10 protein-coding genes and 1 tRNA gene are annotated in these 12,129 nt (G+C 41.5%); 9 read left to right on the top strand and 2 right to left on the bottom strand.

What is annotated here, in order from left to right; all coding sequences use genetic code 11:
- Positions 1–38 precede the first annotated feature (38 nt).
- The gene (locus tag VQ643_RS12880; protein WP_414200214.1) at positions 39–1,430 is read left to right on the top strand and encodes a 4Fe-4S binding protein; all 1,392 of its coding nucleotides are present in this window, start codon (positions 39–41) and stop codon (positions 1,428–1,430) included.
- Positions 1,431–1,657: 227 nt separating this feature from the next.
- Positions 1,658–2,284, top strand: a complete 627-nt coding sequence (locus VQ643_RS12875) for a DUF998 domain-containing protein (RefSeq protein ID WP_414200213.1) — start codon at positions 1,658–1,660, stop codon at positions 2,282–2,284.
- A gap of 264 nt (positions 2,285–2,548) precedes the next feature.
- Here VQ643_RS12875 and VQ643_RS12870 read toward each other — a convergent pair.
- Positions 2,549–2,625, bottom strand: a tRNA-Met gene (locus VQ643_RS12870).
- 294 nt (positions 2,626–2,919) lie between these two features.
- Between VQ643_RS12870 and VQ643_RS12865 the strand changes: the two genes are divergently transcribed.
- From VQ643_RS12865 to VQ643_RS12840, 6 genes are all read left to right on the top strand, one after another.
- On the top strand, positions 2,920–4,515 hold the full coding sequence (locus tag VQ643_RS12865; RefSeq protein ID WP_414200212.1) for an ATP-binding cassette domain-containing protein: 1,596 nt from the start codon (positions 2,920–2,922) through the stop codon (positions 4,513–4,515).
- A complete protein-coding gene (locus VQ643_RS12860; RefSeq protein WP_414200211.1) occupies positions 4,515–6,056 on the top strand; it encodes an ATP-binding cassette domain-containing protein in 1,542 nt (513 codons plus the stop codon). The genes VQ643_RS12865 and VQ643_RS12860 overlap by 1 nt, the downstream gene beginning before the upstream one ends.
- Positions 6,057–6,074: 18 nt before the next feature.
- Positions 6,075–6,518 carry a hypothetical protein gene (locus tag VQ643_RS12855; protein ID WP_414200209.1) on the top strand — a complete coding sequence of 148 codons (444 nt, stop codon included), beginning with the start codon at positions 6,075–6,077 and terminating at the stop codon, positions 6,516–6,518.
- A complete protein-coding gene (locus VQ643_RS12850) occupies positions 6,508–7,125 on the top strand; it encodes a TetR/AcrR family transcriptional regulator (protein WP_414200208.1) in 618 nt (205 codons plus the stop codon). The genes VQ643_RS12855 and VQ643_RS12850 overlap by 11 nt, the downstream gene beginning before the upstream one ends.
- Positions 7,126–7,316: 191 nt before the next feature.
- Positions 7,317–7,715: a RidA family protein gene (locus tag VQ643_RS12845; RefSeq protein WP_414200207.1), complete on the top strand. Its 399-nt coding sequence runs from the start codon at positions 7,317–7,319 to the stop codon at positions 7,713–7,715.
- Positions 7,716–8,020: 305 nt separating this feature from the next.
- On the top strand, positions 8,021–9,859 hold the full coding sequence (locus tag VQ643_RS12840) for an ABC transporter ATP-binding protein (RefSeq protein WP_414200205.1): 1,839 nt from the start codon (positions 8,021–8,023) through the stop codon (positions 9,857–9,859).
- Here the strand turns inward: VQ643_RS12840 and VQ643_RS12835 are convergent.
- Positions 9,856–11,349, bottom strand: coding sequence for a PLP-dependent aminotransferase family protein (locus VQ643_RS12835; RefSeq protein ID WP_414200204.1), 1,494 nt, complete (start codon positions 11,347–11,349; stop codon positions 9,856–9,858). The genes VQ643_RS12840 and VQ643_RS12835 overlap by 4 nt on opposite strands.
- Before the next feature lie 419 nt (positions 11,350–11,768).
- Between VQ643_RS12835 and VQ643_RS12830 the strand changes: the two genes are divergently transcribed.
- Positions 11,769–12,129: hypothetical protein (locus tag VQ643_RS12830; protein WP_414200203.1), on the top strand; the 361-nt coding region annotated here is incomplete at its 3' end.

The raw sequence follows: 12,129 nt of genomic DNA, 5'->3' as shown, positions 1-12,129 counted from the left end.
CAGCGAGAGCCTGACTCGCTGGCTGAAGGTATAGCTTCATGCAAAATAAATTTTCCGTGTATTTGGCTTATGCTGGCAATTGGATGCGTGATCACCGTAAGGTTATTCTGGGTATTCAATGGGCGATAGTGCTGATTTACGCCGTCCTAATTATAGTGCCTTGTTTTTATCCTGTACCTGATAATGATGCACGTATACTGAACAACATTACGGTGTTTGCACAGTTTTGTTTTTGGGGTATCTGGTGGCCTTTCGTTTTACTCTCCATGATCTTTCTTGGGCGATTTTGGTGCGGCGTTATGTGCCCTGAAGGTGCACTTACAGAATGGGCAGCAAAACATAGCGTTGGACGACCTATTCCTAAGTGGATGCGCTGGGGCGGATGGCCTTTTGTCGCTTTTGCGTTGACAACTATTTATGGTCAGCTAGTCAGTGTGTACCAGTATCCATGGGCCGTTCTTTTAGTATTAGGCGGCTCAACAGTAGCGGCTATCGTTGTAGGTTTTATTTATGCCAAACAAAAGCGCGCTTGGTGTAAATATTTATGCCCTGTGAATGGCGTTTTTGCGTTGTTATCAAAATTAGCACCTGTCTACTATAAGGTTGATCAGTCCGCTTGGGATGCTAACCTGCAACACGAAAAAGCTAACTTAATTAAGGTTGCGCCTGTTAACTGTGCACCTTTGCAGCCGCTACGTAGCATGCAGGGCGCCAGTGGTTGTCACATGTGTGGACGCTGTAGCGGCTATCATAATGCGATTGATTTAACATTTCGCTCACCTACTGATGAAGTGGTACGCCTAGGTGCTAGTGAGGCCACATTTTGGCAAATGATGCTGATTATTTATGGTCTATTGGGTATTGCTATTGGTGCATTCCATTGGACAGTTAGCCCGATTTTTATTGATTACAAGCTCATGTTGGCTGAGTTTTTTGTTGATCATGAAATTTGGTGGATTTTAGATACCAACACACCTTGGTTCTTATTAACTAACTACCCTGAGAATAATGATGTTTTTTCATGGTTAGATGGCTTGTGTATTCTGACTTATATTCTTGGTACAGCAGCAGTTTTAGGTAGCAGTATTTTGGTGTGTATTACTAGTGCTGTGGCAACTGTAGGGCAGATTAGCAAACAGCGTATTTATCATTTAGCACAAGCATTTATTCCTATTGCAGGTGCAGGTGTATTTTTAGGGCTTTCTGCTACCACACTGAGCCTGATTAAGCATGAAGGCATTAAAACTTGGTGGGCTAATGATATTCGTCTTGGCATCTTACTGGTTTCTAGTCTAGCGGTAGCTTGGCTGGGCTTTAAAATCCTTAAACTTTGGAGCTCAGGCATCCGTTTAGTTTTGTCTTTTGCTTGGCTACTCGCAGGTTTAGCGCTTGTGAATATCGCATGGGGTTATATGTTTTGGTGGTGGTAGGCTGTTGCTTGTGTGCTCTACTAACTTTAAGCAGGCTTCTTAAGCTGTACCGCGGACTGTATCTGCTTGGTTGATTATGAAGCCGTAAACGGCCAATTAATACATAGCTATTTTTAGTTGATGGTAATTTTTTATTAAAGATTCAACAATGTCATTAAATTATTGTCATTTTATTTGGATTATGATTAATAGTAGTTTGATTGGTTTAATAGACAAGGTCAGGTTAGATGAAAAGTACGTCGAAACTCTATTGGTCTGCTGTAGTTATTCCATTCTGGCTTGCTATTGGTGTCTATGTGACAGGCGTATTTTACCCTGAATATAGCCATTTCAACCAAGCTATGAGTGAGCTAGGTGCTATAGGTTCGCCTGTCCATAGCTTGTCGCCTTTAATTAATAATTATCCATTAGCAATACTGTTTTGTACATTTGGCTACGTGCTGATTGTGAATTTTAAAATATCTAAATGGGTAATTTTATCGGGTCTGTTAATTATTATTCATGGTTTAAGCAGTGCGCTAGCAGGTTATTTTACTTGTGATATTAGGTGTAATTTGGATTCTCAATTGCTAAGCCAAAGTATTCATAATTGGGCAGGCTTAGTGATGTTTTTTAGCTTGCTACTAGCCAATATTATTTGGCTGTTTTTATCAAAAAAATATTTGCACAGTGACGGCTTTATTATTTTTTCTTTACTCACCGCTTTAGCAGCGATAGGTCTACTACCTTTTATGGCAAAAGCAGTAGAGGAAGGTGTTAATTTTGGGCTGTATCAACGCTTAAATTATGCTGTTCAGGTGGTTTGGTTGATGGTCTTGGCTCTTTTCTTGTTGCGGCTTAGACAAGTACATTAAAGAAAAGACCGTTTTTAATGCAAGTAAAGCTGTAACTAAAAAGCAGGTTGATTTACAAAAAATTAAACTAAATAGCCTTTAAAAATTATAAAAAGCTGGCTTTTATACAATTGAATGCAGGGCAGGGCTTTGGAACCCTATTACAAGCTAAATCAGGAAAATAGCGTTTCTGCTAGATAGGGTGGGCTGTGTTTGGCTGGTGGAATAGAAAAGTATCAAACATAAAAAAGCCCTGATAAATTAAGTTATCAGGGCTTTGTAAATTGGTTGCGGGAGCCAGATTTGAACTGACGACCTTCGGGTTATGAGCCCGACGAGCTACCAAGCTGCTCCATCCCGCACCGCCTATTATATGGATTTTTTTAATAAAATCAATTAATTAGTAAATTAAATTGATAAAAATTGCTCAGCTTAGCCGTGGCGCAGTCTGTAGCGCTTGTAAGGCATAATTGGATTGTTGATACAGGGCGATAGTCTGGAACTGTCATTATTTTATAGGTGTTAGTAATTAATTCTTTATAATCAATGAGTTATTAGATAATTTATTGATAATGCTTCTCATTACTTGATTTCCTTTGTTTTCTAACGTTAAACTGACTGCTAGTCATTAGTGCGCAGGTTGCGTTGGAACATTTATGCAGAAAAAATTAATTCCTCCAGAATTAGCACAGGCATTTCAGCCCGCTTTATTAGGTTTAAGTTTAGGTACTTTGGCCGCTGCAAGTTCAGGCTTAGGGCTGTTAGCTGCTCTATGGTGTTTAGTACAGTTAGTGCTGGACTATAGTTCATTATGGGTTTGCCTAACGCTTGCTTTTTGTTGTTTAGCAGCCTTACTTGCAGGGTTGGCTGCTTGGTTATCCCATACAGCAGAAGCGCGTTTTGCAGCGAGCCTTAAACGCAAGGTAGCTAGGCATTTATTACGTTTGCCGAGCAGTGTTTTAGCCCGTTATTCAGGCGATTCTTTAAAGCGTCTGGTCGCTGATGATATTGCTGCTTTACACCATTTATTAGCTCATTTGCCCAGTGAGATAGCTACATTTTTAGTGGTACCAATAGCCTCTATTGTTTTATTAGTGATTTATGCTGGTGCAAGTGCGCTATTGATATTACTTCCAGGTGCTGTTGCTGCCCTGTGTTATCTGCTGTTGATTCCTAAAATAATGGCAAGGTACGCGCAAAACCAAGCAGAAGTAATGGGGGATATTGCGCTTTCTATTGATGACTATGCGCGAGGTATACAGGTTAACCGTATTTATGGGGCTGAAGCAGGGGCGCTGGCCGCTTTTAGTCGAGCAAGTAAGCGCTTTATTGATGGCATGCTAACGCGTATTGGACGAGTCGCTAACATTGCCGCCCTGGCTAGTGCGCTGTTGCAAGCTGTTGCTACTTTCGCTATTGCTTATGCTGTTACTTACAATCAGCCGATTGATGAATTGGCGGCTGCATTATTATTTAGTTTGGCCATTGTTACACCTGCATTAAAACTAGGGCACGGGTTAGATTATGTAAGTCAAGGTCGCCAAGCTGCACAGCGATTGTCTGCACTATTAAAAGAACGCTTACTTAGCCATGGCACGCAAACGCTAGTCACTAAGTCTGAACCTATAAAACTTGAGAATATGAGTTTAAAAATAGCTAACCAACAATTATTTAGTCAGTTAAATTACATATTCTCTCCTTCTAAAATAACTGCTATTACAGGCCCTAGTGGTATTGGAAAGTCCAGCTTGCTGCGTGTTTTGGCCGGTTTAGAAACAGTGCAGCAAGGCTGTGTAAAAGTTGGGCAAATAGATGCCAGTTGCCTAACAGAAAAAACGCGTCATCAAACCTTCCTGTATATTCCTCAAGGCGCTGATGTAATTGATGCCACTGTTAGGCAAAATCTTGCGTTATCTGCACCACAAGCGACTAATCAACACTATGCAATGGCGCTGACGCAGGCCCAGCTAAATGTCGAGTTAGACGTACAGGCGTTAACGTTATCGGGTGGTGAGCGGCAGCGCCTTAATTTAGCGCGTGCTTTCTTATCGAATGCTTCTTGTATATTGCTTGATGAGCCTACCAGTGCTTTGGATCAAGGAACGGCTGATGCTGTATTTAACCAGCTAAAACGATTAGCGCATGAGTATGGTAAAAACATTATTTTGATCACGCATGATCTCAGGCTAGCCAAACAAGCTGATCAGCATTTACAGCTACCTCCAAGAGCGCCTATGCAGGAGGAGGTCTGATGAATAAATCAATGAATGTTCGCCAGAGAGTTATTGCTATTAGTTTAGGTTGGGTCGCAGTAGCAATAGTAGAAGCAGCTGCCTATTTAGTTCTAGCCTTATCAATTGCTCAGCAGCGCTCGCCTATAATCCTGCTGTTAACTGCATTACTGGCACTATTAGTCACCTTGTGTGTAACGCGTGCAGGTTTTATCTCTGGTGTGCGTTTGGCGGAAAACTTGTATAACGATTTAACGCAGAAAGTAAGCGAAATTAAGTTATCTTGGTTTGACGATAAAAATCGTGCGCTATTAGTGAATACAGCTAGCCGCGCCATTCCTAGCTTAATGAGTGTTCCCGCACATCAATTGCAAAGCTTGATTTATGCGCCTCTAATTCCGTTATTGCTGGTGGCTGGAGTTGTTATAGTCGCTGGCTGGTTAGTTGCTATTGTTACCATTGGTTTGTTAGGCATATCACTAACCATTCAATTTATCGCGCAACGCTATTTAAGCAAGGCAGACGCACAGCGTCATAGTGCGGAACTAACGGCAATGCAATCGACTTTGGAACTGGTTGATCATTTAGAACTATTACGCACCGCAGCAGGTTCAGAGCGTGCATTAGATAGGCTAGAGCAGTGTTGGGAAATTCAGGAAGCCGCTTTAACTAAAACGAATAATGCAGCCGGTATCGCTATTTTATTCTCCACTTTAGCTAAGGTGTTACCACTAGCGGGTCTGTTGATATTTATACTCTTTGTACCTTTATCAGACTTACCAAGTCTGTTGGCTTTGTTCATTCTCACCATGCGTGCCGCTGCACCGCTAGAAGGGTTAGCCTTGGCAGGGTTAGGCATTAATGAGCTGCGTAGTACAGTGGCAGATTATAAAACAGTGCTTGCGGCTCCTTGCTTACCTAGTACACAGCATTCTGTCGCTATTGCAGATAACAGTTTTAGGCTTGAGCGCCTAAGTTATGGATCTGTATTAACGGACGTAGATGTTGTTATTAATGAAGGTACCCGTGTTGCTATTACAGGAGGCAGTGGCTCAGGGAAAAGCACCTTGCTGAGATTACTGATGCGTTTTGATGATCCTGATTCAGGCGTAATTTATTTAGGCAATGCACCGTTAACACAGCTTCGTTATCAACAACTTGTCGAGAAAATCGCTTATGTGGCTCAAGAACCCGTTATTTTTACCGGTACTTTAGCGCAAAACATTCGCCAAGGTAATGAGCAAGCAACAGCGGCTCAAGTTGAGCAAGCTGCGCAATATGCGCAGTTAGGTGAGGTAATAGTACGCTCAGCCTTGGGTATCGAACAACATGTAGGGCACCAAGGTGCAGCACTCTCAGGCGGTGAGCGTCAACGTGTTGCCTTAGCCCGCGCTTTTCTCAAACAAGCCCCCATTCTTATTTTGGATGAGGCGACTTCAGCCTTAGATCAAAACACTGAGCAAGCCATTATTAAGTATGTGCAAACACTGACATCAACCGTATTGTTGGTTACTCACCGTGATCCAGCTAATTGGCAGCCTACGCAATATATTGCGCTATAACTCTTAAGGAATATATTTATGACTCAACATGATTTTTCACAAGCACCATTAATTATTACAGTAGAGCAGGGAGAGCCTACACTTACTCAATTGCAGCAGTTTATTCAAGATTGGGGAAAATGGCTGCAATCTGGTGAATCATTTGCTACTTTACGTATTTTCTCAGATGCTGAATCCTTAATTCATCCGGAAGGCTCTGGACCTATAGTTAAACGCTGGTTTCAAGCATCTAGCCAAGCTATTCGTACTAATGTGTTAGGTATGGCCAATGTCGTACCCGCCAGTGAATATACGCGTATGAGCAAAATGAATGCCGAAAAACTATTTGGTGTTCCAGCTGCTACCTTTGCAGATATTCCAAGTGCACTAGCTTGGCTGAAAGAACGTGTATTAGGAAATAAGCTAGACGTTGCGCAAACACTAGAGGTGCTTGAACGTATGCAGGTAAACAATGACGGATAAAACCACCACTAAAACAAAAACTAGCAAACCACGTCGAACTCGTTCTCCTGAGATTCGACGTGCTGCCCTAATGGATAGTGCGGAGCATTTATTTTTAACTAAGGGCGTAGCCGCTACAAGTGTCGAAGATATTACCCAAGGTGCTCAAGTGGCTAAGGGTACATTTTATTTATATTTTGGCTCTCGCGATGCTATGTTAAGCGCATTACAGGAACGTTTTATTTTGGGGTTTTGTAAGCGTGTAGAACAAGGTTTGGCAGCTTGTGAAAGTGATAATTGGAATCAGCGCCTATACACTTGGTTTTTAACTGCAGTGAGTGAGTTAATTACTCAAGTCATGCTACATGATGTGTTATTTCACGATACCAAAGCGGCTGAAGGGCGCCAGCTAGTATCAGATAATCCTGTGATAGAACAACTAGTCGCTTTACTGGAAGCAGGGCAAGATGCACAAGCTTGGCAAGTTAATAACCCAAAAGCCCTTGCCATTATGATGTTTCATTCAATGCATGGAATTGCAGATGAAGCTATTGCGCTAGGTAATACAGTGGATCAAGAGGCATTAGCAGCAGTGTTAACTCATACGTTTAGCAAGGTTTTGGTTTAGTTTTCCTTATTTATAATGGGCGGAATATTTAACCACAGTTGTATGATGGTTCAATTTAAACTAGAGCTAAAGGCAGCAGCCTAGGTAATGTGAATTTAACGATAATTCAGAAATAAGGGCGCTTTTGTTTGAAGTGTATTTTTATAAGATCGTTTATTATGTGCAGACTATCTGTGTGAGATGAATAAATAATGCATAAACTAATTAATCCTACGTCGGTTTTTAACTCTATCCAATATGGTTTTAGTCAAGCCGTGGAGAGCAGAGGAACACGTCAGTTATTTCTGTCAGGACAAGTAGGTGTTGATGCTAATCAGGTTACCGTAGCGGGTGGCATGTATGAGCAAGCCTTAAAATCGGTGGAAAATATTGAAGCTGTTTTAGCCGACGCAGGCGCTACGCTAGCAGCAGTGACTATGCTGCGTATCTACATTAAACAAGGTGCAGATAGTGAAGCTGAGCAGCAAGCTATTAGCCAAGTACTAAAAGAGAAATTTGCCGAGCATGCTCCTGCTTCGTCATGGATTATTGTTGTTGGTTTATCATTACCAGAGTGGCTTATTGAAATAGAAGCTCAAGCAGTTATTTAACAGCCTTAAACTGGCGGAAAAGACGCCAGTTTTAAAGCGTTAAAGGAAATTTTTAACGCCTGTTAACTTAATCAAAATTTACAAAATTGGCAGTTTCAACTGTTAAGTTGGCTAGTTTGGTTTTTACTATTTTGTTAGTATTTACGCTGCCTTTTTCTCTATTCCTATTTTAAAAATAGCGACTGAAAACGCTCTCAAACGCCCCTATATCTATTGAGAACTTATGGTGATTCAATGATTTTTGTCCCTTTATATTAGCGTGCTCAGGCCCCTTGTTTTATTTTCTTTTTTATTGAGAGTGTTGTATGAGTTGGTTTAAATGGTTTGAACATCGAATAAATCCGTATCCACAGGAAATATTAGAGTTTCCTAAATTGACGATTTTTCATTTCGTACGGGTTTGCGCTAAAGGTGCTGGACCTTGGTTATTGCTGTTAATTATTTTAAACGCAGGTTTAGGCGTTTTTGAGGCTGTACTTTTTCAATTAATGGGCATTATTGTTGACTGGATGAGTCAATTTAGTGCAGCACAATTGTGGCAGGAAAAACGCTGGTCCTTAATTGGCATGCTGTTATTGATTGCTTCTAGTCCTCTTTGGGTACTACTTGCCAGTAATGTGCGTTTTCAAACCTTGCAAGGTGTATTGCCTATGCGTTTACGCTGGCAGTTTCACCGTATGATGCTTGGGCAAAGCATGCAGTTTTATCAAGATGAGTTTGCAGGGCGGGTTTCAGCTAAAGTCATGCAAACAGCATTAGCTGTGCGCGATACCATTATGATCTGTGCTGAAATGCTGGTTTATGTGGTGATTTACTTTTTGACCACAGGGTTGATTCTACTTAGTTTTGACGCTTGGTTATTGCTGCCTTTTGCTGCTTGGTTAGTTATTTTTGGTTTTTGTATGAAGCTGTACATACCTAAATTAGCTGTATTAGCTGAGCGACAAGCTGATGCGCGAGCGTTAATGACAGGACGGATTACGGATGCTTATTCTAATATTGCAACTGTAAAGCTGTTTTCTCATGGTGGACGTGAATCGCGTTATGCCAAGCGGGCTATGCATGAGTTTTTAGGCACAGTCAAAGCGCAAATGCGCTGGATTAGTTACATTGAAGTCATTAATCATTCGCTTAATATGTTGTTAGTAGCTGCCACAGCAGGGCTTAGTTTGTATTTATGGAGCCAAGGGCAAGTAAATGTTGGCGCTGTGGCAGCAGCTACGGCCATGGCGCTACGCTTGGTGGGTTTGTCGCACTGGATAATGTGGGAATCTACGCAGTTATTTGAAAATCTAGGTACAGTACAAGACGGAATGAATACCCTCAGTAAGCCTAATCTATTAAAAGATCACGAGCAGGCAAAGCCGCTTCAGGTTAACAAAGGAGAGATCGAGTTTAAGCAAGTTGATTTTCGTTATGTTGAACATAAGCCACTGTTGACTGACTTTAATCTGCATATCAAAGCCGGTGAAAAAATAGGTTTAGTAGGGCGCTCTGGTGCAGGGAAGTCAACCTTAGTGAATATTTTGCTGCGTTTTTATGATGTAAACGCAGGGCAGGTTTTGATTGATGGGCAAGATATTTCACAGGTAACACAGCAGTCCTTGCGCCAAAACATAGGCATGGTGACGCAGGATACTTCACTGCTACATCGCTCCGTGCGAGATAACATTGTGTATGGACGGCCAACAGCAACAGAAGCCGAAGTGCAAAAAGCCATTGAGCGTGCGCAAGCGGCAGAGTTTATTCCAGCATTGACTGATGCACAGGGGCGCACAGGTTTAGATGCACATGTGGGGGACCGTGGAATTAAGCTTTCTGGTGGGCAGCGTCAGCGTATTGCTATTGCACGAGTCATGTTAAAAGATGCACCTATTTTGTTGCTGGATGAAGCCACAAGCGCATTAGACTCTGAAGTAGAAGTTGCTATTCAAGAAAGCTTATATGATTTGATGGAAAATAAGACGGTTATTGCCATTGCGCACCGGTTATCAACCATTGCAGCCATGGACCGCTTAGTGGTTCTGGATAAAGGCCAGATTGTCGAAATGGGTACACATCAAGAACTATTAGCTAAAAATGGCTTATATGCCCGCTTGTGGAATCGTCAGTCAGGCGGTTTTTTAGGGGATGATGAAAGTTAATGCTCAGGTTCAGTGTATTGCGGATTATCAATGCACTGTAATAGTTGGCTAAACGCTTTTTCCATATCTTCAACGGGTGTATTGGCAAATCCTACAATTAAGCCTTTCACCCGTTTTTCATGCAGATAGTATTTAGATAAGGCTCTAACTAATATACCTTGCTCATTTGCCGCTTGAGCGATAGCAATATCATCTTTGTTTGAGGCTAGGTTTAAAATAAGATGCAACCCAGCATTGCTATTATAACTACCTAATGCGTGCTTTCCTAAATGCTGTTCAATTAGGCCAATTAAGTGCTGGCGGCGCTTTGCATAAAGCTTGCACATACGTCGAATATGAGAAGCATAATGTCCATTTTGAATAAACTCAGCCATAGCGTCTTGGAGCATTAAGTGCCCACCATGATAAAGCTCGCAATGTGCTGTTTTTAACTGCTGAGCAATAGTTTTTGGAAGTACCATATAGCCTAAGCGCAATGCAGGATAAAGAGTTTTGCTAAAACTACCAATATAGATTACAGGCGCATCTGCTTCTAAACCTTGTAATGCAGGAATGGAAGTGCCTGAGAAACGAAAAGCGCTATCGTAATCATCCTCAACTATCCAAGCGCCTAAGCTGCGGGCTAATGAAAGGAGATGATAGCGGCGTGATAGGCTCATAACGCTGCCCAGTGGATATTGATGAGAAGGTGTTACAAATATCATTCTTGGATTAGGTAAATGGCCTTGCGCTGGCGGTACTAGGCCTTGATCATCTACTTTCACAGCATGAGTGGCTAGATCATTCATGCGCAAAATAGCGCGCGTTCCCCAGTAGCTAGGATCTTCCAACCATACATTGTCTTTAGGATTGCACAGCATACGTGTAACCAAATCAAGCGCTTGATGGATGCCTTCAGTGATTAGAATTTGCTCAGGCTCACAGTGTACAGAGCGGGCGCTGGCTAAGTAGTGGGCTAGTACCTGCTGCAATCGAGTACTACCGCCGTGCTGACTATATATCAACTGATCAAGTTTGGGCTGGCGTGCAATACGTGACTGTATCCGGCTAAGTAGTATATGGGGGAAAGCATTAACGTCAGGCGCTCCTGGCATTAACGCTGTCCACTGTGTGGGTAATGAACTGGCATGTTGTAGTAGAGCTTCCCCGCGTTTTGAAAGCTGTACTTCACTACTGTAAAGAAGACTAGATGTTAATTCGTGTTGTGTTAGCTGGGGATTGCGAGGTTGCGTTTTATTAACAAAGGTTCCTTGGCCTCTTTGCGTATAAATATAACCTTCAGCTTGAAGTTGCTCATAGGCGCTAAGCACCGTATTGCGCGATAGTTGTAACGCTTTAGCAAGATCACGCGAGGCAGGTAAACGGCTATCCGCAACCAGACTCGACTCTAGAATACATTGACGAATAGCTGAATAAAGCTGCTTATGCAAGGTTATAGAGGCAGATTTATCTAGGTGTTGTGCTATCAGTTTGGCCGTTAAAGAATGCACGAACGCACCTTCTTAAAATAAGAAATAACAACTATTAATAGTACCATGTTGATTTTTGCTTACCTATAAGCGGCAGGATCAAATTCTTACTACAACATCTAGCTAATTTAGTGAGGTATGCCGCAATAGTGCTTGTGATGGGAGCTACACCCTAGATTCAGCGCAGAAGCAATTGTTACATTTAAGGCAGGTGGACCAAAAGCGAGGTTCAAATCTGCAACTGAAGCTGAAAGAGGTATAGGCAGTGCCTCTTCTTATTCAGGAAAAGTTCTAGAAGGGGGGAAGGGACAGCCTACGATCAATTGTTGATGGTGTAGAGGTTGTTGTAATTAAACGAGGAAATAATGTTGTTAGTGGATATCCAACTGGAAGTGTAAATGTACATATTCCAGATGGATTCTAAATAAGGAGAAATAATAATGTATAGAGAATTAGATGATTTATTGTCTGAAGAAGGTGACGATAATTACTTTTATGAGTATGATTGTAGTTATATAGAAAAATTACTTGAAGGGCTTAAAGATGATGATTGGAGTAAATTGATTAATGGGCTGCATGAAAAGGATGATCGTTATAAGAGAAGATTAATTTATATTCTTGAGGGTGAGACAGGTGTTAATGGTTTTAATGCCTTGCTAGAAATAATTATTCAATCTAAGAAGCTCACTATCGAGATGGTTCAAGCGTTAGATCGTTTTACAGATGAACCATATAAAGGAGTGATTATTTCAGATAGATCAGTCATGAAAGAAATTAAAAAAATAGCAGATGATATAAATA

It is taken from the genome of Pseudomonas sp. F1_0610 (assembly GCF_047470865.1).
GTDB lineage: Bacteria > Pseudomonadota > Gammaproteobacteria > Pseudomonadales > Pseudomonadaceae > JAZDRH01.
The sequence above is the reverse complement of the archived record's forward strand: the minus strand, read 5'-3'. Positions and strand labels throughout refer to the sequence as shown.